At 68.5% G+C, this 21,679-nt stretch carries 21 protein-coding genes; 14 read left to right on the top strand and 7 right to left on the bottom strand.

Annotated features, from left to right (window positions below):
- The first annotated feature begins 169 nt into the window (after positions 1–169).
- From EJ903_RS16990 to EJ903_RS16960, 7 genes are all read left to right on the top strand, one after another.
- A complete protein-coding gene (locus EJ903_RS16990; RefSeq protein ID WP_174237320.1) occupies positions 170–1,849 on the top strand; it encodes a putative transporter in 1,680 nt (559 codons plus the stop codon).
- Positions 1,850–1,945: 96 nt separating this feature from the next.
- Positions 1,946–2,755, top strand: coding sequence for an ABC transporter ATP-binding protein (locus tag EJ903_RS16985; RefSeq protein WP_126617624.1), 810 nt, complete (start codon positions 1,946–1,948; stop codon positions 2,753–2,755).
- 151 nt (positions 2,756–2,906) lie between these two features.
- Positions 2,907–3,749 (top strand): lysine/arginine/ornithine ABC transporter substrate-binding protein, encoded by an 843-nt coding sequence (locus EJ903_RS16980; protein WP_126617622.1) that lies wholly within the window; start codon positions 2,907–2,909, stop codon positions 3,747–3,749.
- Between the two features lie 76 nt (positions 3,750–3,825).
- Positions 3,826–4,530 carry an ABC transporter permease gene (locus EJ903_RS16975; RefSeq protein WP_126617620.1) on the top strand — a complete coding sequence of 235 codons (705 nt, stop codon included), beginning with the start codon at positions 3,826–3,828 and terminating at the stop codon, positions 4,528–4,530.
- A 3-nt stretch (positions 4,531–4,533) separates the two neighbouring features.
- A complete protein-coding gene (locus tag EJ903_RS16970; protein WP_126617618.1) occupies positions 4,534–5,223 on the top strand; it encodes an ABC transporter permease in 690 nt (229 codons plus the stop codon).
- Between the two features lie 123 nt (positions 5,224–5,346).
- The gene (locus EJ903_RS16965) at positions 5,347–5,571 is read left to right on the top strand and encodes a histidine kinase (protein ID WP_126617616.1); all 225 of its coding nucleotides are present in this window, start codon (positions 5,347–5,349) and stop codon (positions 5,569–5,571) included.
- A 67-nt stretch (positions 5,572–5,638) separates the two neighbouring features.
- Positions 5,639–6,184: a TspO/MBR family protein gene (locus EJ903_RS16960; RefSeq protein ID WP_126617614.1), complete on the top strand. Its 546-nt coding sequence runs from the start codon at positions 5,639–5,641 to the stop codon at positions 6,182–6,184.
- A gap of 3 nt (positions 6,185–6,187) precedes the next feature.
- Here EJ903_RS16960 and EJ903_RS16955 read toward each other — a convergent pair whose 3' ends face one another.
- Positions 6,188–7,237, bottom strand: a complete 1,050-nt coding sequence (locus tag EJ903_RS16955; protein WP_126617612.1) for a lysine-2,3-aminomutase-like protein — start codon at positions 7,235–7,237, stop codon at positions 6,188–6,190.
- Positions 7,238–7,302: 65 nt separating this feature from the next.
- On the opposite strand from EJ903_RS16955, the gene EJ903_RS16950 reads away from it, so the two are divergent.
- The 3 genes from EJ903_RS16950 to irrA all read left to right on the top strand — a co-directional run bounded on the left by EJ903_RS16950 (position 7,303) and on the right by irrA (position 10,246).
- Positions 7,303–8,067, top strand: coding sequence for a glycerophosphoryl diester phosphodiesterase (locus tag EJ903_RS16950; protein WP_126617610.1), 765 nt, complete (start codon positions 7,303–7,305; stop codon positions 8,065–8,067).
- 177 nt (positions 8,068–8,244) lie between these two features.
- Complete coding sequence (locus tag EJ903_RS16945) at positions 8,245–9,642, top strand: NAD(P)H-dependent flavin oxidoreductase (RefSeq protein ID WP_126617609.1); 1,398 nt, start codon at positions 8,245–8,247, stop codon at positions 9,640–9,642.
- Between the two features lie 154 nt (positions 9,643–9,796).
- Complete coding sequence (gene irrA / locus EJ903_RS16940; protein ID WP_126617608.1) at positions 9,797–10,246, top strand: iron response transcriptional regulator IrrA; 450 nt, start codon at positions 9,797–9,799, stop codon at positions 10,244–10,246.
- Positions 10,247–10,271: 25 nt separating this feature from the next.
- On the opposite strand, the gene addB is transcribed toward irrA, so the two are convergent.
- From addB to EJ903_RS16915, 5 genes are read right to left on the bottom strand one after another with little or no spacing between them, the layout of a single operon-like run.
- The gene (gene addB, locus EJ903_RS16935; RefSeq protein WP_126617607.1) at positions 10,272–13,265 is read right to left on the bottom strand and encodes a double-strand break repair protein AddB; all 2,994 of its coding nucleotides are present in this window, start codon (positions 13,263–13,265) and stop codon (positions 10,272–10,274) included.
- Complete coding sequence (locus EJ903_RS16930; protein ID WP_126617605.1) at positions 13,265–14,011, bottom strand: nucleotidyltransferase family protein; 747 nt, start codon at positions 14,009–14,011, stop codon at positions 13,265–13,267. Before EJ903_RS16930 ends, addB begins: the two co-directional genes overlap by 1 nt.
- 1 nt (position 14,012) lies before the next feature.
- A complete protein-coding gene (locus EJ903_RS16925) occupies positions 14,013–15,029 on the bottom strand; it encodes an aminoglycoside phosphotransferase family protein (protein WP_126617603.1) in 1,017 nt (338 codons plus the stop codon).
- Positions 15,030–15,079: 50 nt separating this feature from the next.
- A complete protein-coding gene (tsaE, locus tag EJ903_RS16920) occupies positions 15,080–15,559 on the bottom strand; it encodes a tRNA (adenosine(37)-N6)-threonylcarbamoyltransferase complex ATPase subunit type 1 TsaE (RefSeq protein ID WP_126617601.1) in 480 nt (159 codons plus the stop codon).
- Positions 15,560–15,611: 52 nt separating this feature from the next.
- Positions 15,612–16,040 carry a hypothetical protein gene (locus EJ903_RS16915; protein ID WP_126617599.1) on the bottom strand — a complete coding sequence of 143 codons (429 nt, stop codon included), beginning with the start codon at positions 16,038–16,040 and terminating at the stop codon, positions 15,612–15,614.
- Between the two features lie 272 nt (positions 16,041–16,312).
- Here EJ903_RS16915 and EJ903_RS16910 point away from each other — a divergent pair, with 272 nt between their 5' ends.
- On the top strand, positions 16,313–17,332 hold the full coding sequence (locus tag EJ903_RS16910; protein WP_126617597.1) for an NAD(P)/FAD-dependent oxidoreductase: 1,020 nt from the start codon (positions 16,313–16,315) through the stop codon (positions 17,330–17,332).
- Positions 17,333–17,432: 100 nt separating this feature from the next.
- Positions 17,433–18,488 (top strand): GSU2403 family nucleotidyltransferase fold protein, encoded by a 1,056-nt coding sequence (locus EJ903_RS16905; RefSeq protein ID WP_126617595.1) that lies wholly within the window; start codon positions 17,433–17,435, stop codon positions 18,486–18,488.
- Between the two features lie 169 nt (positions 18,489–18,657).
- Here the strand turns inward: EJ903_RS16905 and EJ903_RS16900 are convergent, their stop codons facing one another.
- Positions 18,658–19,209 carry a Spy/CpxP family protein refolding chaperone gene (locus EJ903_RS16900; RefSeq protein WP_126617593.1) on the bottom strand — a complete coding sequence of 184 codons (552 nt, stop codon included), beginning with the start codon at positions 19,207–19,209 and terminating at the stop codon, positions 18,658–18,660.
- Positions 19,210–19,444: 235 nt separating this feature from the next.
- Between EJ903_RS16900 and EJ903_RS16895 the strand changes: the two genes are divergently transcribed.
- Positions 19,445–20,176 (top strand): response regulator, encoded by a 732-nt coding sequence (locus EJ903_RS16895; RefSeq protein ID WP_126617592.1) that lies wholly within the window; start codon positions 19,445–19,447, stop codon positions 20,174–20,176.
- Positions 20,177–20,179: 3 nt separating this feature from the next.
- Complete coding sequence (locus tag EJ903_RS16890) at positions 20,180–21,658, top strand: ATP-binding protein (protein WP_126617590.1); 1,479 nt, start codon at positions 20,180–20,182, stop codon at positions 21,656–21,658.
- The last annotated feature ends 21 nt before the right edge of the window (positions 21,659–21,679 follow it).

Here is a 21,679-nt window from a genome sequence, read left to right as displayed (position 1 = left end):
ATCCAAGAAAGTGGCAAAATTTGGGTGAAATGGGGCAGCGGGGCCACCGGTGTGATTTTTTTGGGGCATTGTTCTGAATCAAGGACTTCCCCCGATGGCCCGCGCAGGATGGCCGCGATGATGGGCGGTTCCCGCCCATGTCCGGTTTCTGGTTTCCGACGGAGTCCGCATGCCCACCCTGCTGTCGCTGTTCAACGGTCTGCCCGACATCGCGCGGATCATGCTGACCCTCAGCCTGATCGCCGCCGCCGGTCTGGCGCTGGGGCAGATCAAGATCAAGGGGGTGGGGCTGGGCATCGGCGGGGTGCTGTTCGCCGGGCTGGCCGGTGGCCAGATCGCCGCGTCGCTGGGCGTGAAGCTCGACACCCACGTCCTGCATTTCCTGCGGGAATTCGGTCTGATCCTGTTCGTCTACACCATCGGGGTCCAGGTCGGGCCGGGCTTCTTCGCCGCGCTGAAGCGGTCGGGGTTGACGCTCAACCTGCTGGCGGCGGCGCTGGTGGCGGGCGGGGTGGCGGTGGCGGTGGTCCTGCATCTCGTGGTCGGGCTGCCCCTGCCCGCCGTGCTGGGGCTGCTGTCGGGGGCCGTGACCAACACGCCCTCGCTCGGCGCGGCGCAACAGATTCTGGCGGAGGTCGGGGCACCCGCCGCCGCGCTGGAAACGCCGAGTCTCGGCTACGCCGTTGCCTATCCCTTCGGCATCGTCGGCATCCTGATCGCCATGATGACGGTGCGCGCGGTGTTTCGCCTGGATCCGGTGGCTGAGGCCAGGATCTTCGACGACCGCCGCCGGGCGGAGGTGACGGTCATCGACACGCTGGACGTGGCCGTGCGCAACCCGACGGTGTTCGGCAACGCCCTGCGCGACATCCACCTGTTCGGCGATCTGGGCATCGTCGCGTCGCGGATGATGCGCGGCGGGCGGCTGTGCGTGCCGCACCCCGACACCACGATCCAGCCGGGCGACGTCTTCCATCTGGTCGGCCCGCGCCCGAAGCTGGAGCAGCTTCGCGCCTTTCTGGGCGACGTTTCCGACGTGCCGCTGACCACCAAGGGGACCGATGTGCGGTGGGACCGGCTGGTCGTGACCGCCAACGCGGTGTTGGGCAAGACCATCGGCCAGCTCAACCTCGCCGACGCCTATGACGTGGTGGTCAGCCGGGTGAACCGGGCGGGGGTGGAGCTGGTCCCGTCGCCGTCGCTGTCCCTGCAATTCGGCGACATCGTCACCGCCATCGGCAAGCCCGACGATCTGCACCGCGTCGCCCATCTGGTCGGCAACGCGCCGCGCCGCCTGCAACAGGTGGATTTCATCCCGGTCTTCATCGGCATCGCGCTGGGCGTGCTGCTGGGGTCGATTCCCGTCTATGTGCCGGGGATGCCCGCCCCGCTGAAGCTGGGTTTGGCCGGTGGGCCGCTGGTCGTGGCCATCGCGCTGGCGCGGCTGGGCCACGCCGGGCCGCTGGTGTGGTTCATGCCCCCGGCGGCCAATCTGGCCCTGCGCGAGATCGGGATCGTGCTGTTCCTGGCGGTGGTCGGCTTCCTATCCGGCGACCGTTTCCTCGACACGCTGCTGCACGGCGACGGCGCGCTGTGGATCGCCTGCGGGGCGGCGATCACCCTGATTCCGCTGCTGATCGTCGGGCTGGCCGCCCGCGCGCTGTTCGGGCTGAATTACCTGACCGTCTGCGGCCTGCTGGCCGGCGGGATGACCGATCCGCCCGCACTGGCCTTCGCCAACGCGCTGTCGCCGTCGGAAGCGCCGTCGCTCGCCTACGCCACCGTTTACCCGCTGGTGATGTTCCTGCGCATCCTGGCCCCGCAGTTGATCGTGCTGTTTCTATGGTAAGGGCCGGGAAAACTGTGAAATCCGCGTTGCGGAACCCATGCGCCCCGGTCTAGCCTGTATTGCATTGGTAACACCACAACCGATCCGGTTTCCCGCATGCATCGACACCCGCCTGTCAGTGACACCGCCCCCGCCGCCGTCGTCGTCGAGGATCTCCACAAACGGTTTGGCGAGCTGGAAGTCCTGAAGGGCGTGTCGCTGACCGCGCGGGTGGGCGACGTCATCACCATGATCGGCTCGTCCGGGTCAGGGAAAAGCACCCTGCTCCGCTGCATCAACATGCTGGAGATCCCCGACGAGGGCCGCGTGACCATCGGCGGCGAGACCATCGGGCTGAAAAAGATACGCAACGGCCGGTCCACCGTGCCCGCCGACGCCCGGCAGGTGGAGCGCATCCGCACCCGGCTGGGCATGGTGTTCCAGAGCTTCAACCTGTGGACCCACATGACGATCCTGGAGAACGTCATCGAGGCGCCGGTCCATGTGCTGGGCGTACCACGGGCCGAGGCCGTCGACCGCGCCCGCATGCTGCTGGACAAGGTCGGCATCCTGGCCAAGGCCGATTCCTATCCCGTTCAACTGTCGGGCGGGCAGCAGCAGCGCGCCGCCATCGCGCGGGCGCTGGCGATGCAGCCCAAGGTGATGCTGTTCGACGAGCCGACCTCCGCGCTCGACCCCGAACTGGTGGGCGAAGTGCTGCGCGTCATCCGTCAATTGGCGGACGAGGGCAACACCATGATCCTGGTGACGCACGAGATGGGCTTCGCCCGCGAGGTGGCGTCGAAGGTGGTGTTCCTGCACCAGGGCCGCATCGAGGAGGAAGGAGCGCCCGACAAGGTGCTGACCAACCCCGACTCCGACCGGGTCCGCCAATTCCTGGCCCGCCACCTGTCCGGGGCCGCCTGATAAGCGGTTTCTCTTGAAACTTCTGACGAAATGGTCAGGCTTGTCCTATGGGGCAGCGTCCGCCGCCCTGGGTCACAGCGAATCAAGCGGACCCGTTTGAACCAACCATGCCCGATGAAACAAGGGCACTGCTGAACAGAGGAGAGTAACCGTGAAGAAGATCGTTGCGGCTTTGGCGCTGGGCGCCCTGATGGCGGTGGCTGGCGGTTCGGCCGACGCCAAGGATTGGAAGAAAATCCGCATCGCCACCGAAGGCGCCTACGCCCCGTGGAACGCCACCGATCCGTCGGGCAAGCTGGTCGGCTTTGAAATCGACCTCGCCCAGGATCTGTGCAAGCGGATGGGGGCCGAATGCGAGGTCGTCGCCCAGGATTGGGACGGCATCATTCCGGCACTCCAGCAGGGCAAATACGACGCCATCATGGCCGCCATGTCGATCACCGCCGAACGCAAGAAGGTGATCGAGTTCTCCAACGCCTATGGCACCGAACCGTCGATGTTCGGCATTCCCAAGGCTTCGCCGCTGGCCGCCGCCAAGTTCGGGGCCGAGCGCGTCGATCTGACCAAGGACACGCCGGAGAACAAGGCGGCGGTCGCCAAGCTGGGCGAAGTGCTGAAGGGCAAGACGGTCGGTGTCCAGACCTCGACCATCCAGGCCAACTTCATGGAAAAGCTGCTGCCGTCGGTCGCGGTCCGCACCTATGACAAGCTCGACAACGCGGGCATCGACATGGCCGCCGGTCGTGTGGACGCCATCTTCGGCGACCGTTCGGCGGTCAGCGCCGTGCTGGAGGCCGACGCGGCCAAGGGCATGGTTCTGTTCGGCCCGGCCTTCTCGCGCGGCGTGCTGGGCGACGGCGTCGGCGTCGGCCTGCGCAAGGCCGACAAGGACCTGAAGGACAAGTTCAACAAGGCGATCGCCGACGCCACCAAGGACGGCACCGTCACCAAGTTGAGCACCAAGCATTTCGGCTACGACATCGCCATCAAGTGAGGAAACCGGCCCCTCCCCCACGCCGGTGGGGGAGGGGCCGTCCCTTTCTGCCCGCACGTCCTATCTTGAGCGGCCCATGCTGGAACTTCTTTCATTTGGCCCGAATGGCTGGGGCGGACAGCTTTTGAGCGGGTTGGCGATGACCATCGCCGTGTCCGTGTCCTCCTTCACCCTGGGCATCCTGTTCGGTTCGGCGGGGGCGGCGGCCAAGCTGAGCCACAGCCTGATCCTGAACGGCATCGCCGAGGTCTACACCACCATCGTGCGCGGCGTTCCCGAACTGCTGGTCATCTATCTGCTGTTCTTCGGCGGCAGCGGGGCGATCATGGCGGTGGCCGGGATCTTCGGCTACGAGGGCTACATCGAGATCGACGCCTTTTCCATCGGCGTGGCGGCGGTCGGCCTGATTTCCGGGGCCTATTCGACCGAGGTCATTCGCGGCGCGGTCCAGGCCGTTCCGGTCGGCCAGATCGAGGCGGCGCGCGCCTGCGGGATGAGCCGCTGGTTGATCCTGCGCCGCGTCCTGGTCCCGCAGACCCTGCGCTACGCCCTGCCCGGGCTGGGCAATGTCTGGCAATTGACGTTGAAGGACACCGCGTTGATTTCCGTCACCGCGCTGGCCGAGATCATGCGGGTGGCGCACGTCGCCTCCGGCTCCACCCGGCAACCCTTCCTGTTCTACAGCACCGCCGCCGTCCTCTATCTGCTGCTGACCACCGTGTCGACGGCGGCGTTCGAGCGGGCGGAACGGCGGGCGAATCGCGGCGTGCGGAGGGCCTGACCCATGGATTGGGAATTGATGTGGGACAGCCTGCCCCGCCTGCTGGGGGCGCTGCCGCTGACGCTGACGCTGGTCTTCGCCTCGCTGCTGTTCGGGGCCGGGGTGGCCTTTGCCACCGCGCTGCTGCGCCTGTCGGGCAACCGGGTGGCGGAAACGCTGACCGCCGGGTACGTCTTCGTCTTTCGCGGCACGCCGCTGCTGGTGCAGATCTTCCTGATCTATTACGGGCTGGGACAGTTCGAGGCGGTGCGCGACAGCATCCTGTGGCCGATGCTGCGCGAGCCGATGTGGTGCGCCATCCTGGCGCTGACGCTGAACACCGGGGCCTACACCAGCGAGATCCTGCGCGGGGCGATCCTGTCGGTCCCGGCCGGGCAGGTGGAGGCGGCGCGGGCCTGCGGCATGTCGCGGGTTCTGGCCTTCCGCCGCATCGTGCTGCCGATGGCGATCCGCCAGATGCTGCCCGCCTATGGCAACGAAATGATCCTGATGGTCAAGGCCAGCTCGCTCGCCAGCACCATCACCATGCTGGAGATCACCGGCGTGTCACGCAAGATCATCTCGCAGACCTACGCGGTGTTCGAGATCTTCATCCTCGCCGGGGCAATCTATCTGCTTCTGAACTTCCTGGCGTCGCGCTTCATCAAACACACCGAATGGCGGTTGACGCCCTATCTGCGGGCGCGGGCGTAAGCCAACCGCACGGCGCGGGACCGGATCGCCTTGATCCCGCCCGCCCATCGGTCCACCTTGATGGCAAAGGGCAAGGGACCTCGCCGCGCGCGATCCCGCCCGTCCACAGGGGAGGGAACCGCCATGACCGTCCTGCTGCGCTCCGCCGCCAACCCCGGCGGCTCCACCACCGAACAGATTCTCAAGACCGTCCGCGCCGACGTGATCGAACGGATGCAGGGCTACGCCGCCGATCCCCGCCCGGAGATCGCCCGCATCCTGGCCCACAACATCCGCATCCTGGGTCTGCTGACCGAAGCCATCGAACTGGCCGAGGCCAACACGAAGATCCTGTCGTCCAGCGAATGAGGGTGAGCGCGCGGGTCTTGATCCGCCAGAGCTTGATCCGCTTGGCCTTCGCCCTATCTGCCGCTGCATGACCGACACGACGCACAGACCCGCCGCCGCCCAGCCCACCACCGTTCCGCTCCGCCAACGGTGGTGGCCGCCGCTGCTGTTTTGGGTGGTGGTCAACATCTGGGGCTTTGTCGAACGCGGGGCACAGCCCTTCGCCGGGCATCAGCCGTCACCGATCCAGCCACCGGGTTGGGTGTTTCCGGTGATGTGGTTCACGCTGAACGTCTTTCAGATCTGGGGCGGGCTGCGCCTGATCGACCCGGCGCGGCCGATCCGCCACCGGCGGGCGTTGATCGGGCTTCAGGCCGTCACCTGGGTGATCTACGCCACCTTCAGCGCGGTCTATTTCACCCTGGGCAGCCCGATTCTGGCGGCGGGTTGGACGGTCGGGTTTTTCCTGCTGACCATCCTGTCGATCGCGCTGGTGCTGAAGGACGCTCCCTCCATCGCCGCGATCTGGCTGCCGCTGATTCTGTGGACCGGCTTTGCCTCCGTCGTCGGCGTCCACAACGCGCTCATCAACCCCGACCCGCTGTTCGGCACGGTGGCTCAGTGGCCGCGCTGAGGCTCAGCCGCGATAGCGGTGGGTCTGGCCGGTGAAATCCTCCACTGCGTACACGCCGTCCTCGTCGGTCTCCGCGATCCAGGCCGGGGCGGCGGGGGCCTTGCCGTGGCCGCCGGGAATGTCCAGCACATAGGTGGGCTGGCACAGGCCCGACACCCGCCCGCGCAGGCTTTTGACCAGCGCCCGCCCCTGGGCCAGCGTGCCCCGGAAATGGCTGGTTCCGGCGGCCAGATCGGGATGATGCAGGTAATAGGGCTTGACCCGCTCCCGCACCAGACCGCGAAACAGCGCCTCCAACGCCGCCGGGTTGTCGTTCACCCCGGCCAGCAACACGGTCTGGCCCAGCAGCGGGATCCCGGCGTCAACCAGCCGTCCCAGCGCGGCGCGCACCGGTGCTGTCAGCTCGTCGGCGTGGTTGATGTGGACCGCCACCCAGGTTGCCAGATCGGGCGCGCGCAGGGCGTCGATCAGTTCATCGGTCACGCGGTCGGGATCGGCGGCGGGGATGCGGGTGTGCAGGCGCAGAACGCCCACCTGCGGCATCGCCGACAACGCCTGCGCGATGGTGCGCAAGCGGCGCGGCGACAGCAGGAAGGGATCGCCGCCGGTGACGACGACCTCCCACACCGACTCCTGACCCCGGATGTAGTCCAGCGCGGCGTCCAGCTCCTCGCCGCTCAACGCCTCGCCACCAGGGCCGACCATCTCGCGGCGGAAGCAGAAGCGACAATAGACCGCACAGGCGTGCAGCGGCTTCAGCAGCACCCGGTCGGGGTAGCGGTGGACAATGCCCTTGACCGGGCTGCGGGCCACATCGCCGATGGGATCGGCGCGCTCCTCCGGCGCGGTGTAGGCCTCGGCGGGCGAGGGAATATACTGCGCGGCCAACGGGTCAGCGGCGGGGTCATCCGCAGAACGGCCCTGCAACTGGTCGCGCAGATAGGGGGTGATCGCCACGGCGTAGCGTTCGGCCACCGACTCCACCGCCTTGCCCGCCTCGGGCGTCATCAGCCCGGCGGCCACCAGATCGGAAACGCTGCGCACCACCGTCATTCCTCTTTCCCGCCTCGGCGGATTGCGTCATTAGGAAAGGGATCGCTCTTACTCCCGTGGGACCCATGCTGTCGACTCTTCCCCGCCTGATCGGCCATCGCGGCGCCAAGGAAAGCGCGCCGGAGAACACGCTCGCCTCGATCCGCGAAGCCGCCCGCCAGGGCGCGCAATGGGTCGAGCTGGACGTCATGCTGTCGCGCGACCAGCGCCCGGTCATCATCCACGACGAGACGCTCGACCGCACCACCAGCGGGACCGGTCCGGTGCCGCTGCGCGACGCCGCCGACCTGCGCGCGCTGGACGCCGGGACCTGGTTCGATCCGAAATTCGCGGGCGAGCCACTGCCGACGCTGGAAGAGGCCATCGCCCTGATCGTCGAGCTGGGCCTGGGCCTCAATCTGGAGATCAAGCCCTATCCGGGGCAGGAGATCGCGACCGCCACCGTGGCGGTGGACACCCTGCGCCCGCTGTGGCCCGCCGACCGACCGCTGATGTTCTCCAGCTTCGAAGTCCCCTGCCTGGAGGTGGCGCAACGCCTGTGGCCGGAGATCCCGCGCGGCTATCTGATCTGGGAGGAGCCGGAGGATTGGGCCGCCATCGCCGACCGCGTCGGGGCCGCCAGCTTCAACGTCAACCACGAATGGCAGACGCCGGACACCATCGCCCGCTACCGCGCCACCGGGCGGCCGGTGCTGACCTACACCGTCAACGACTCCGAACGGGCCAGGATCCTGTTCGACTGGGGCGTCAGCGCTATCTTTACCGATGCGCCGGGCCGCATGGCCGCTGAACTGTCCGGTTCTTCCGTTCGCGTCAACCGGGAATCGTGAACGTTTTTTGCGTGGGGATTCGAATCCGCTCGAAGCAAGGCTCGATTCCTCATATATAGAACCGCTTGGCGCACCCTGTCGGACACCGTCCGGTCTTTGGCGGGGTGTTTTGCCGTCGGGTGTTCGCCTGTTGATCCGGCGTCCTGGTTCGGGCGCGTTCGGTTTTTGGAGGGTTCGTTGAAGGCGTTGAAGCCGTTGCCGATGTCCGGTCGGGAGGTTCTGCCGCTCGTTGAGGGTGGCAAGGGGATTGCCGTCTCCAACGGCGAAAGCTCCGGCGCCTGGGCGGCGGCCGGTGGGATTGGCACCTTTTCCGGGGTCAATGCCGACAGCTACGACGAGAACGGCAACCTTCTGCCGCAGATCTACAAGGGCAAGACCCGGCGCGAGCGCCACGACGAGCTGATCGCCTTCGGCATCCAGGGCGGCATCGCCCAGGCCCGCATGGCGCACGAGGCGTCGAACGGCCAGGGCCGCATCCACATGAACGTCCTGTGGGAAATGGGCGGGGCCGAACACATCCTGCACGGCGTGCTGGACGGGGCGCAGGGCCTGATCCACGGCGTCACCTGCGGCGCGGGCATGCCCTACAAGGTGGCCGAGATCGCCGTGCGCTACGGCGTCCACTACTACCCCATCGTGTCGTCGGCCCGCGCCTTCCGCGCGCTGTGGCTGCGCGCCTACAACAAGTTCCGCGATCATCTGGGCGGCGTGGTCTACGAGGATCCGTGGCTGGCCGGTGGCCACAACGGCCTGTCCAACTCCGAAGACCCGCAGAAACCGGAGGATCCGTTCCCCCGCGTCCTGGCCCTGCGCCAGATGATGAACAGCTTCGGCCTGACCGACACCCCCATCGTGATGGCGGGCGGCGTCTGGTGGTTGTCGGAATGGGAAGACTGGATCGACAACCCCGATCTCGGCCCGATCGCCTTCCAATACGGCACCCGTCCGCTGCTGACCCAGGAAAGCCCGATTTCGGCGGCCTGGAAAAAGCGCCTGCTGGAGCTGAAGCCCGGCGACGTGTTCCTGAACCGCTTCTCGCCGACCGGCTTCTATTCGTCGGCGGTCAAGAACCCGTTCCTGCTCGACCTGATGGCGCGGTCGGAGCGGCAGATCGCCTATCTGCCCAAACCGGTGGGCGAGCATTCGGCGGAATTCCCGGTCGGCCCGCGCGGCCGCCCGGTCTACGTCACCGACACCGACAAGGTCCGCGCCGAAGGCTGGCTGAGCCAGGGCTTCACCGTCGGCCTGAAGACGCCCGACAGCACGCTGGTGTTCGTCACCCCACAGCAGTCCGAGCAGATCCTGCGCGATCAGGTCGATTGCATGGGCTGCCTGTCGGCCTGCGGCTTCTCCAACTGGATGCAGAACGAGGCCGGGACCACCGGCAAGAAGGCCGATCCGCGATCCTTCTGCATTCAAAAGACGCTTCAGGCGGTCAGCCACACCGACGACTGCGAAAACCAGCTGATGTTCGCCGGTCACAACGCCTACCGCTTCGCCTCCGATCCCTACTACGCCAACGGGTTCATCCCCACGGTGAAGCAGTTGATCGAACGGATCGCCTCGGGCTACTGATCGCCCGTCCACGATTCAGGGCCATCCCCGATGGGCCGTGCGCCGCGCCGTGATTGCGCCGCACGGCCCATCGGTTTTAGAATGCTTCGAACACAAACGGGCGCATGACGTCGAAACGCCCGACCCCAACCCGTTCAGTGGGGGGCCATTGCCCATGACAACCGCCACCCGCCCCTACAGACCGCTTCTGGATCGTTTGAACGGTCTTGGACTGCGCCCGACCCGCCAGCGTCTGGGGCTGGCCCGCCTGCTGTTCGAAGGCCATGACCGCCACGTCACCGCCGAACAACTGCACGGCGAGGCGATCGCCGCCGATCTGGCCGTGTCGCTGGCCACCGTCTACAACACGCTGAACCAGTTCACCGCCGCCGGTCTGCTGCGCGAGGTGGTGGTGGAGGCGGGAAAATCCTATTTCGACACCAACACCAGCGACCACCACCACTTCTTTCTCGAGGACGCGGGGCGTCTGGTGGACATCCCCGCCGACCATCTGATGCTGCGCTCGCTGCCCAGCGCGCCGGACGGAACCCGGATCGCGCGGGTGGACGTGATCGTCCGCTTGATCGAAGCTCCCGACGCACCACCCCCCACGACCGCCGCCTGAGCGCTGCCCGACCCGCCCGGCCCCGTCACTCCTCCGCCTCGCCGCCCAGCGACCATTCCTGAACGCGGGCGAGGTGGGCAAAGTCGGTGTAGCGCGGGGCCATCGCCGGACGCGGGCGGGAGCGGTAGGGGGTCGCCGGATCGTCGAAGCGCGCGATCAGCGCCTCCAACCCGGCGCGCGCCTCGGCGGCCAGCGCGGCGGGGTCACCCTTCACCGGCTTGACCTCGCCCGGCGGGTCGCCGCCCGACAGCCGCCAGAAGGCCAGCTCCGCCACCGGCCCGGCCCCGAGGTCACGGAAGCCGCCCGCCTCGGCCATCGCCGCTTCCAACGGCAATTGCGGGGCGAAGCCCAGGGCGATTTCGCGGGTGGAGGGTGGGGTCCCGGTCTTGTAATCGATCACCACCAGCCCGTCCGGCCCCCGGTCGATGCGGTCGGCCTTGGCGGTCAGGGTGAAGGGGCCGCCCGGCCCGGTCAGGCTCAGGCTGCCCGTCACCTCGGTCGCCAGCGTGCGCCAATGCGGGCGACGGTCGCGCTCCAGTGTGACGAACCACGCGGCCACCCGCTCGAATCGCGGCCACCAGAAGGCCCAGACGTCGGGGTGGCTGCGCAGCAGCGGGCCGAACGCCTCGCCCCCCATCTCCAGCAGGCGCGACAGCGCGTCGGGCGGCAGCGCGTCGGGGAAGGCGCGGACGAAGCGGTCGAGCGCGGCGTGGATGATCTGGCCCCGGTCGGCGGCCCCCGGATCGGCGGCGATGGGGTCGAGCTTGCTCAGGCCCAGAACATAGCGGGCGTAGATGGTGTAGGGGTCGCGCATCCAGCTTTCCACCGCCGTCACCGACAGGCGGCGCGGGCGGGCGGCCAGCGGCGGGCGCGGTTCGGGGGCGGCGATGGGCTGCACGCGGTCCGGCTCGTCCAGCCGCCGCGCCCAGGTCAGCCAGCAGCCGCCGCGCTCCTCGATGGTTCCGCTGAGAGACAGCGCCTTCAACACGGTTTCCAGCCGCAGCAGCCAGCGCGACGGGACCGTCGGCGTGCCGTCCACCCGCGCGGCGCGGGTCAACACCACCTCGGGCGCGCCGCAGGCGTGGGCGAAGTCGTGGGCCGACATGCCGACCAGCCGTTCCGGGCTGGGCAGGCCGAAATCGCGGCGCATCGGTCGCGACATCCAGGGATCCGCCGCCGGGCTGGGCGGCCATGTCCCTTCGTTCAGCCCGCCGAGAATCGTCAGGTCGAGGTGCTGGAGCCGGGCTTCCATCGGTCCCAGGATGAACAGGCGCGGGTGCAGGCCAAAGCGCGGACGCACCGCCCGCGCGCTCATCAGCGCGTCGAGCAGCGCCGGGTAATCGCCCGGCGGCAGGGCGGGAAAGCCGTCCGCCGCGTCGAGCAGATCATGGACGAAGCGGGCGGCCTCCTCGCCATCCTCCTGCCGCCACAGCCGTTGCGGTCCTTCCGACTCGTCGTCGTCGGCCAGGCTTTCGGCAAAGGCGATGTGGGCGCGCAGCAGGTCGGCCAACGGCGTGTCGCCGCGCATCGCCGCCAAGAAGGGGGCGGCGCGCTGTTCGAGATCGTCGAGCCACGCCCCCAGGATCGCCGGTTGCTCCTCGTGGTCGAAGCGGGCCGCCGTGGCCAGCGCGGCGCGCACCCCGGCGAATCCCTCCGCCGGGCGGGGGCCGCGCAGGGCGATGCGCTCCAGCGCGCGGGCGGCGGCGCGGAAATCCGCCGAGTCGCGCCCGCCCGCCGCCATCGGGTGCTTGGCCAGCGCCAGCAGCGCCAGCGGGTGGACGCGGCTGGCCGCCAGTTCCGCCGTCATGCGCAGATAGGTGCCGACGGCGGTGTGGGCCAAGGGCTGCCCGCCCGAATCGTTGACGGCGATGCCCCAGCGCGTCAGCGCCATGGCGACCCGGCGGGCCAGATTGCGGTCCAGCGTGATCAGCGCCGCCGTCTTTTCCGGGGTTTCCAGCGCCTGGCGCATCAGCAGGGCGATGGCCTGCGCCTCTTCCTCCGATGTGGCGGCGTCGATGCGGGTCAGCCCGTCCAACGCCTCCACCCCCATCGGCGCGGCGTCGGACTCCTCCAGATGCCGCCAGCCGTCGGTCGTCGCGGCGGGGCGCAGGGATTCGGCGATCAGGCGGGCGCGGGCACCGCGCGGTTCCGGCGCGTCGGTCCAGGGCCGCACCGCCGCCCGCGTCACCCCCAGCGCGCCGATCAGGTGGGACAGCCCGTGCTGCGGGTGGGACTCGTCGGTCTCGATGGCCTGCCACACCGCGTCATCGGCGCGCTGGTCCAAGCCGGGCAGCACCACCGCCCCCTGCGGCAGCCGGGCGATGACCGACAGCAGATCGGTGGCGGCGGGGATCGAGCCGGTGGACCCGGCGGCGATCACCAGCCCGGTCGGCGGGGCCGCGCGCCACAGCGCGGCCTGCGTTTCCAGCGCCAGATTCCGGCGGCGGGCCGGGTCGCATTCGTTGGTCGCGGCGAGGATGGCGGGCCAGACCTCCGTCACGATGGTCAGGAATTTCAGCGTGGTTTGCCAATGTTCGGCGTAATCGGCGGGGACCAGCGACTCGAGCCGGTCGAATCCCACCCGTTCGGTCCACACCGCGTCGATCAGGCGGCCCAGATCGGCCCCCAGCCGCACCGCCTGCGCGGTGGTCGCCGCCATGCCCTCCGCCCCCAGAATCAGGCGGGCGAGCGTCATTTGCCGGTTCAGGGCCGACATGGCCCCGGGCAGGTCGAGCGGAACGCCCGGCAGTTCCTCGTCGGTCAGGCTCAGATCGCCCGCGTCCAACTCCCCCAGCGGGCTGAAGCGCGGCAGCAGCATCGGCGCGCCGCCCGACCGCCGCAGAAAGGCCTGTTGCAGCGACCGGCAGGCGCGGCGGGTCGGCAGCAGCACCGTCACCGCGCTCAGCGCCAGCGGGTCGTCCCCCGCCCGCGCGACGATGCCCTCGGCCAGATGATCGACGAAGGGCGCGCCGGACGGGATGCTGTAGACCTTGGGCTGCGGCGTCACGGTGGGGACCATCAATGCGCAACGGCGCGCACGCCGCCGATGGCCAGCAGCTCTTCGCACTCCGTCAGCCCGTCAGGGGTGCCGATGTGGTACCACAGCCCATCATGGGCGATGCCGTAGAGCCGCCCGGCCTCCTGCGCCCGGTCCCAAATCCGGTTGGTGGAGAAGGCCCCGTCGGGCGTGTCCCGCGCGAACAGCTCCGGCTTGACGATCTGCACCCCGGCGAAGACGAAGGGGGCCAACTCGCGCTCCGCCCGCCGGGTCAGGCGGCCCAGCGGATCCATGTGATAGTCGCCCGGCCCGTCATAGCCCGCCGATTTGGTCGTCGCCATCATCAGCAGCAGCGCGTCCATCCGCTCGGGATCCCAGAAGCGGGCCAGCCGCCGCAGCGCCGGGGTCGGGCCGTCCAGCCACAGGATGTCGGCGTTCACCGTCAGGATCGGCGCAGTCCCCAGCAGCGGCAGCGCCTGTTTGATGCCGCCGCCGGTTTCCAGCTGCCTGTCTTCCGGGGAATGGACGATGGCGGGCGTCCGGCGGTCGGCCAGATGATCGACGATCATGCCGCCCAAATAATGGTTGTTGACCACCGCCCGCTCCACCCCGGCGTCGGCCAGCCGGTCCAGCGCGTGGTCGAGCAGTGGCTTGCCCAGAATCGGGATCAAGGGCTTGGGCCGGTCCAGCGTCAACGGGCGCATGCGCAGCCCCAGGCCAGCGGCCAGAACCATGGCGGTGGTGGGAACCGAAACGGGAAGGCTCATGTCAGGTCGTCTCCGGAACGACAAAGTCAGCGCGGGTCCCGGGCGGCAGGCAACGGTCGAACCAGTCGGCGACCGGGGCCAACTCCGGCCGGGCCAGATGGCGGTCCAACAGCCGCCAGACGCGCGGCAGATGGGCAAGATAGGCGCGGCGGCCCTGCGCCAGCGCCAGACGGACGAAGATGGCGACGATCCGGGTGTGGCGCACCGCCCCCAAAATCGCCATGGAGCGGCGAAGCGCCGCCGGATCCAAGGTCGGAAAGGCGGCGAGGTAGCGGTCGGTCATCGCCACCGCCAGCGCGTCGGGCACGTCGCGGCGGGCGTCCTCCAGCAGCGACACCAGATCATAGGCGGTCGGCCCCAGCCCGGCCGCCTGGAAGTCGATCAGCCCCGCCGCCCGCACGCCGTCGCGCGGCAGCCGCATCAGGTTGTCGACGTGGTAATCCCGCAGCAGCAGCGAACGCGGTCCGGCGCACACCGGCTCCAGCACCGCCCGCCACACCGTTGCGAGATCGGAACGGTCTTTTTCCGAAAGGGATCGTTTCAAGACCACCGGACAATAGGCGTCGGCGAACAGCAACGTCTGTTCGACGAACAGCGCCGGGTCATAGACCGGCAGCCCCAGCCGTTCCCCCTCCCCGTCCGGCCAGCGCTGGTGCAGGGCGATCAGGGCGTCGGTCGCCAGGGCGTAGAGCGGTTCGGGGTCCGCGCCGTCGGCCAGCAGGCGGAAAAACGTATCGGTTCCGAAATCATCCTGAATCGCCAGACCTTCCCGCTCGTTCGCCGCGCGCACGATGGGAACCGACAGGCCGATGCGGTCCAGTACCGCGCCGATGGCGATGAAGGGGGTCAGATCCTCCGCCGGAACCGGGGTGTCGACCAGGATGAGGCTGGAGCCGTCGGGCCGGGTCAACCGCTCGTACCGGCGGGCCGAGGCGTCACCGGCCAAGGGGGTGCGGGCGGCGTCGGCCAAGCCCTGGGCCGCCAGAAAGCGGACGATCGCCGCCTCCCGGCTCGCCATGCCAGGGCCGGCGTTTGGCGGCGTTGGGAGCGTTGAGGGCGTTGCGGCCATCACAGCGTCCAGTCGGCGGCGGCCAGCCTTGCGGCCAGCGCGCCAAAACCGGTCAGTTCCGCCCGACGTTCGGTCGGTCCGACGATGGTCAGGGCCAGTTCGACCCGGTCGGCGGGCAGCAGCGGTCCCAGCCGATCCGGCCATTCCACCAGCGCCACCGCCTCGGCCCGCGAGTCGTCCCACCCCAGCTCGATCACCTCGTCGGCGTCGGACAGGCGGTAGAGGTCGAAATGCCAGAGCGGCCCGATGTCGGTGTCGTAGGTCTGTACCAGGGTGAAGGTGGGCGACGGCACTTCGGCGTCGGGGACCGTCACGCTGCGGATCAGGGCGCGGGAAAAGGCAGACTTCCCGGCCCCCAGATCGCCGCGCAGCGCCACCAGATCGCCCGGACGCAGCCGCGCGCCCAACCTTGCGGCCAACCGCGCGGTGGCCGCCTCGTCCGGCACGATCAGGGAATGGGTGAAGGGGGTGTCCTGCATGAGGCGGATACTGTGCGAAGCGCCCGCCCGCCGCAACACTCAAGCGCGGCCCTCAGCCGCCGATCCGCCGCCGCCGGGGGGCCGGGCGCAATTCCGGCCCGCTGGACCCGCCCGCCCCCTCCACCGTCGCGGCGTGCGTCACCACCAGACGCGGCGATTTGTTGAAATTCATCGTGATCATCAGGGTCAGCGCCCCGTTGATGATGTAGAGCATCTTGTCCGACGCCACCGGCAGGGGAATGCGCCGGTTCATGCAATGAGCGACGAGCGCCGCCGCCACCTCCGTCTCCGGCAGGGTCAGGGTTTCGCGGGTGCCGTCGTCGTGGGTGATCGCCAGCTTGGTTTCGACGTTGTCGCCGTCCTCATAGGTCACTTTGTCCACGGTCCCGGTCGGCAACGGCTCGTTCACGCGGCGGCGACGGTCGAGGATCGCCTTGACCACCTCCTGCTCGGTGAAGACCAGACAACGAAGCTCCCTCATCCACGGCCTCCAGCCCACCAGGGGGCTTTTGTCGCCTCATCGGCCCCGCGCGCCCCGCGACCATTATTGTCCGGCAAAGCGGTGGTTCCGCACAACCAACCAATTGCGTCAGAGCACGCAACTCTCCGCAATCGGGGGTTCCCCGAAGGGTCCCGCCGCCCCGCAAGCCAAGCGCGCCAGCCTTGCGGAGTCGGTTGGGGTTGACCGCGCCGGAAAATCGGACAATGGATGACCTTTGTCGTTCCCCATCCGATGTCAAGGAAGTGGCTTTCATGTCGCAGAGTGTCCACCGCACCGATGTCGTCATCGTCGGCGCCGGTCCCGTCGGGCTGTTCGCCGTGTTTGAATGCGGCATGTTGAAAATGCGCTGCCACGTCGTGGACGCGCTCGACATGGTTGGCGGGCAGTGCACCGCGCTGTACCCGGAAAAGCCGATCTACGACATTCCCGCCCACCCGGCGATCGAGGCCGCCGCGCTGATCGACCGGCTGGCCGAACAGGCCGCCCCCTTCGCCCCCACCTATCATCTGGGCCAGCAGGTCGAAAAGCTGACCCGCACCGACGAAGGCCGCTGGCTGGTCGAAACCAACAAGGGCGTTCAGATCGACGCCAAGGCGGTCATCATCGCCGCCGGTTGCGGGGCCTTCGGTCCCAACCGCCCGCCGCTCGACGGGTTGGAGGGCTTTGAAGGCACCTCGGTCTTCTACATGGTTCGCCGTCGCCAGGATTTCGCCGGAAAGCGCGTGGTCATCGCCGGGGGCGGCGATTCGGCGGTCGATTGGGCGCTGTCGCTGTCGGAGGTCGCCGAAAAGGTGTCGCTGGTCCACCGCCGCGCCAAGTTCCGCGCCGCGCCGGAAAGCGTGGCCCGGCTGGACGCGCTGGCGCGCGAGGGCAAGATCGAGATGGTGGTGCCCTACCAGCTCGCCGGGTTGGAGGGGGCCGACGGCCAATTGACCGCCGTGCGCGTCGCCACCCTGGACGGCGAGGAAAAGGCGGTTCCCGCCGACGCCATGCTCGCCTTCTTCGGCCTGTCGATGAATCTGGGTCCCATCGCCGATTGGGGCCTGAACCTGGAACGCAGCCACATCGCCGTGTCGCTGCCCGGCTGCGCCACCAGCGCCCCCGGCATCTTCGCCATCGGCGACATCGCCACCTACCCCGGCAAGCTGAAGCTGATCCTCTGCGGCTTCTCCGAAGCGGCCCAGGCCGCCCACGCCATCCACCCGATGGTCCATCCGGGCGAAGCGCTGCATTTCGAATACTCGACCTCCAAGGGCGTACCGGGGGCCTGAATCGGCGACGGTACCGCCTCCCAAAGCGCTATTGATCCAATCCGTTGATATTTCTATATTTCCCACTCCTCACACCAAAATTGGCGTATGGAGTGGGAAATTGTTTTATTTCAATGAATTAACCGATATTCAGCGCAAACTGTTCGTCGATCTTCGTCAGGTGTATGAGGCGTATCGCCTCTCTCAATCGCAATCCGGGCACTATGCAGGCTCCATGCGATGGCGGGAGAAAAACGGAACCGACTATCTGTTCCGCAAAATCGGCTCCGTAGAAAAGGGTTTGGGCGTCCGAAGCCCGCAAACAGAAACAATTTATGCGTCGTTCCTGGATGGGCGCAAAAAGATCAAGGAGCGGTTGGCCGGACAGACAAAAGCTCTTGATGTCCAAGCCGCCTTGGCGAAAGCGTCCGGCCTTGGTCGTGTTCCGCGCATTGTTGCACAAATCCTGCGCAAGCTTGATGACACGCAGATTCTTGGGCACATCAGGATCGTGGGCACGAACGCTTTGTTCGCCTATGAAGCCCTCGCCGCCGTTACCGTTGCCGGCGACGCGCTGGCCACGGGAGACATTGATTTGCTGATCGACGCCCGCCGTCGGTTGCGGATCATGATCCCCGACAAGGCGGAGCGCTCCGTCGCCGGATTGGTCAAGCGCATCGACCCAAGCTTTGAAATCCTTCCCGGAAATCCGTATCGGATGGCCAACAGCAACGGCTTCATGCTGGATTTGATACGCCCACAACCAAACCCGGCGTGGAAGGAAGAAGCCGGAGCGCAACTTGGCGATGGCGACCTTGTTCCATCCCCAATCGAAGGCTTGCAATGGCTGGTCAACGCACCGCGCGTCGACGCCCTGGTGGTTGACGTGAATGGATACCCAGCACCAATCGCCGCGCCAGATCCCCGAATCTGGATGGTTCACAAAATATGGCTGTCCACGCGTCCGTTGCGGGATCCGGTGAAAGTGCAGCGCGACGTCACTCAGGCCCACCTGATGCGGGACCTCTTGCTGGAAAAGCTTCCACAATTCCCGCTGGATGACGCATTCTTCAACACTCTGCCCCATCCGCTGCGAGCGGCATCCCTGTCGCTGCTTCCACCGCCGCCGCCCCTCAGCGACGACGATGACGACGTCTTTCCAACACCAAAATGGTGACGGACTCCGGTTCAAAACAGACAGGCCGCCGGATGGGGGTCCGGCGGCCTGCGTCTGGGCGGCGGCTTTTTGGGGGGCTGGGGATCAGCCGCCGCTCAACAGGGCTGCGTGTGTCGGTTCTCCTCTGTTGCGAAGGGTGATACGGAGGAGGCCATCGCTCTCCTGCGCGTTATTTCGCGTCCACCGGCTTGTCGCCAGGGCCGCCGGGGCGCGGGCCGGGCCCCATGCCGGGGCCGCCATGGCCGCCATGGCCGCCACGCATGCCCGGACCGCCATGGGGGGCCAGCAGATGATCGGCGGCCTTCTGCTGGTCGGGCGTCAACTGGGCGTACAGATCGGTCAGGGCCGGACGGACGCTCTGCACCTGCTGCAGATGGGCCTGCATCATGCTTTCCATCCGTTCCAGCCGCTGGGGCAACGCCACCGGCTGATCCTTCGGCTGGTCCTTGACCTTGGCGCACAGATCCTGCACCGGCTTCAGGCTGGCGCGGGCGGCGTCGGTGAATTTGGTCCAGGCGGCGCGCTGCTGGTCGGTGATCCGCAGCTTCTTTTCGGCGAAGGCCAGCTTGCCCGCCAGATGGGCGTCCTGGTCCTCGCACATCCGGCCAAAGTGACGATCCGGACCGCCCATGCCCGGACCGCGATCGGGCTGGGCGAAGACCGGCAGAGCCAGGCCAAGGCCCGCGATCAGCACGGCGGAGGTCAGAAGGGCGCGTTTCATGATGGAAACTCCTGAACAGGATTGAACAGCGGTGGGAACGGCGGCGGGACCCGGTTGGGAAGGGAAGCCGTCAGGGGTGCTGCGTTCCCGATGACCCAACACTGCACCCCCGACGTTGCCGCAGCGTGTCCGCAAACCGGTCATTTGGTAACGGAGTGTAACCGCCGGTCGGCCCGTAACCGTCCGTTACACATTTCCCCTTCACCCCCGCGCGGCCCCGTCCGATCATGGCGGCATGGAACGCATCCCCCATCTTCTGGTCGTCGATGACGACCGCGAAATCCGCACCCTCGTCGCCCAGTTCCTGACCAAGCACGGCTTCCGTGTTACCGGGGTCAAGGACGGGGCGGAGATGCTGCGCACGCTGGACGGCGCGCGCGTCGACCTCATCATCCTGGACCTGATGATGCCGGGGGAGGATGGGTTGTCGCTGTGCCGCCGCCTGCGCGCCGCCCCGGCCACGGCGCAGACCCCCGTCATCATGCTGACCGCGATGGGGGAGGAGACCGACCGCATCGTCGGGCTGGAGATGGGGGCCGACGATTATCTGGCCAAACCCTTCAGCCCGCGCGAATTGCTGGCCCGGATCAAGGCGGTGCTGCGCCGCGCCGCCGCGCCGCCGGTGGCCGGGGGCGGGTCCGCCGGAACCGTGCTGTGCTTCGAAGGCTGGTCGCTGGACGTGACCAAGCGCGAGCTGCGCTCGGCCGACGGCGTGCTGGTGCAATTGTCCGCCGGGGAATACGACCTGCTCGTCGCCTTTGCCGAACACCCGCAGCGGGTGCTGAACCGCGACCAGCTTCTCGATCTGGCGCGTGGCCGCTCGGCGGTTCCGTTCGACCGGTCGGTCGATGTCCAGGTCAGCCGCCTGCGCCGCAAGATCGAACCCGATCCGGCGGAACCCACCCTGATCAAGACGGTGCGCGGCGGCGGCTATCTCTTCACCCCCAGCGTCACGGCGGGGCGGTGAACCATGGCCGCGCCCAGCCTGTCCCCCTCCGCCCCGGCCACGCCGACCCGCAAGCGCCTGCGCCGTCTGGCCGCCCCCGACAGCATCGCCGCCCGCATGGCGCTGACGCTGGTGCTGGCGCTGCTGCTGACCCAGGCGGTCAGCGCGCTGATCTATCTGACCGACCGCAGCGAAGGGCCGCCGATCCACGGGCCGGGCGTGCTGGTTCAGCGCGTCACCGCCATCGTCCAACTGGTGGAAAGCACCCCGCTGGCCGACCGCGACCGTTTGATCGGGGCGCTGGACGACCCGGTGTTGCGGGTGGAGTGGCGGCGCGACCGCCCGTCGAGCCGCCAGGAGGTGGGCGGCGGACGGTGGGAGGGGTTGCGGCGGCATTTGCGCGAGTCGCTCGGCCCGCCCGCCCGCGCGATTGTGGTTGAGGTGGAGCGGCGCGGCCCGCCGGATGGCGGCCCCCCCGGTGGCCCGCCGGGCGGGTTGCCGCCCGACCTGCGCCGCCCGCCGCTGGCCCCGCCGCCCTTTCCCGGCGGCGACGGCGATGACCGGCGTTGGGGGCCGCATGTGCGGCTGTCGGTGCAATTGGCCGATGGCTCGTGGTTGAGCTTCTCCGGCGGGGATCCGCTCGACGGGCCGTTCCGGCTGCTGCGCTTTGCCCTGTGGATGGGCGGGGTGGTCGCGGTCATCCTGGCGCTGTCGCTGCTGGCCGCCCGCCGCTTCACCGCGCCGCTGGCCGGCTTTGCCAGCGCCGCCGAACGGCTGGGCGTGGGGGACGAGGCCGAACCGCTGCCCGAAACCGGCCCGCGCGAGCTGCGCGCCGCCACCCGCGCCTTCAACCGGATGCAGGGGCGGCTGGCCCGCTTCGTCGCCGACCGCACCCAGATGCTGGCCGCCATCAGCCACGATCTGCGCACGCCGCTGACCCGCCTGCGCCTGCGCGCCGAGCTGGTGGACGACCCGGAGATGCAACGCCGGATGCTGGCCGACCTGGACGAGATGGAGGCGATGATCGCCGCCACCATGGCCTTTGCCCGCGACGACGCCAAGCGCGAGCCGCGCGGGCGGCTCGATCTGGCCGATCTGCTGCAAAGCCTGTGCGACGACCGCGTCGATTCCGGGCACGACGCCCGTTACGACGGCCCGGCCCACGCGGTGGCCGAAGGCCGCCCGGTGGCGCTGCGCCGCGCCTTCGCCAACCTGATGGACAACGCCATCGCCTATGGCGGCGGCTTCGTCGTCCGGCTGGCGATGGAGGATGGACAGGCCCGCATCATCATCGACGACGACGGCCCCGGCATCCCGGCGGAGGAGTTCGAAAAGGTCTTCGCCCCCTTCTACCGGCTGGAACGCTCCCGCTCCCGCGACACCGGCGGGGTGGGACTGGGCCTGTCCACCGCCCGCACCATCATTCGCGGCCATGGCGGCGACATCGCGCTGGACAACCGGGCGGAGGGCGGTTTGCGGGTGACGGTGACGCTGCCGCGCTGACCGCTCCCGCCCTCGCGCCGC

Origin of the sequence: Azospirillum griseum (assembly GCF_003966125.1) — a bacterium.
Taxonomy (GTDB): Bacteria; Pseudomonadota; Alphaproteobacteria; order Azospirillales; family Azospirillaceae; genus Azospirillum; species Azospirillum griseum.
The sequence above is the reverse complement of the archived record's forward strand: the minus strand, read 5'-3'. Positions and strand labels throughout refer to the sequence as shown.

What these genes read in the sequence shown, in the direction of transcription:
- EJ903_RS16990 (WP_174237320.1), top strand. Translation starts at nt 170, where the DNA reads ATGCCCACCCTGCTGTCGCTGTTCAACGGTCTGCCCGACATCGCGCGG.
- EJ903_RS16985 (WP_126617624.1), top strand. Translation starts at nt 1,946, where the DNA reads ATGCATCGACACCCGCCTGTCAGTGACACCGCCCCCGCCGCCGTCGTC.
- EJ903_RS16975 (WP_126617620.1), top strand. Translation starts at nt 3,826, where the DNA reads ATGCTGGAACTTCTTTCATTTGGCCCGAATGGCTGGGGCGGACAGCTT.
- EJ903_RS16970 (WP_126617618.1), top strand. Translation starts at nt 4,534, where the DNA reads ATGGATTGGGAATTGATGTGGGACAGCCTGCCCCGCCTGCTGGGGGCG.
- EJ903_RS16965 (WP_126617616.1), top strand. Translation starts at nt 5,347, where the DNA reads ATGACCGTCCTGCTGCGCTCCGCCGCCAACCCCGGCGGCTCCACCACC.
- EJ903_RS16960 (WP_126617614.1), top strand. Translation starts at nt 5,639, where the DNA reads ATGACCGACACGACGCACAGACCCGCCGCCGCCCAGCCCACCACCGTT.
- EJ903_RS16955 (WP_126617612.1), bottom strand. Translation starts at nt 7,237, where the DNA reads ATGACGGTGGTGCGCAGCGTTTCCGATCTGGTGGCCGCCGGGCTGATG.
- EJ903_RS16950 (WP_126617610.1), top strand. Translation starts at nt 7,303, where the DNA reads ATGCTGTCGACTCTTCCCCGCCTGATCGGCCATCGCGGCGCCAAGGAA.
- irrA (WP_126617608.1), top strand. Translation starts at nt 9,797, where the DNA reads ATGACAACCGCCACCCGCCCCTACAGACCGCTTCTGGATCGTTTGAAC.
- addB (WP_126617607.1), bottom strand. Translation starts at nt 13,265, where the DNA reads ATGGTCCCCACCGTGACGCCGCAGCCCAAGGTCTACAGCATCCCGTCC.
- EJ903_RS16930 (WP_126617605.1), bottom strand. Translation starts at nt 14,011, where the DNA reads ATGAGCCTTCCCGTTTCGGTTCCCACCACCGCCATGGTTCTGGCCGCT.
- EJ903_RS16925 (WP_126617603.1), bottom strand. Translation starts at nt 15,029, where the DNA reads ATGGCGAGCCGGGAGGCGGCGATCGTCCGCTTTCTGGCGGCCCAGGGC.
- tsaE (WP_126617601.1), bottom strand. Translation starts at nt 15,559, where the DNA reads ATGCAGGACACCCCCTTCACCCATTCCCTGATCGTGCCGGACGAGGCG.
- EJ903_RS16915 (WP_126617599.1), bottom strand. Translation starts at nt 16,040, where the DNA reads ATGAGGGAGCTTCGTTGTCTGGTCTTCACCGAGCAGGAGGTGGTCAAG.
- EJ903_RS16910 (WP_126617597.1), top strand. Translation starts at nt 16,313, where the DNA reads ATGTCGCAGAGTGTCCACCGCACCGATGTCGTCATCGTCGGCGCCGGT.
- EJ903_RS16900 (WP_126617593.1), bottom strand. Translation starts at nt 19,209, where the DNA reads ATGAAACGCGCCCTTCTGACCTCCGCCGTGCTGATCGCGGGCCTTGGC.
- EJ903_RS16895 (WP_126617592.1), top strand. Translation starts at nt 19,445, where the DNA reads ATGGAACGCATCCCCCATCTTCTGGTCGTCGATGACGACCGCGAAATC.
- EJ903_RS16890 (WP_126617590.1), top strand. Translation starts at nt 20,180, where the DNA reads ATGGCCGCGCCCAGCCTGTCCCCCTCCGCCCCGGCCACGCCGACCCGC.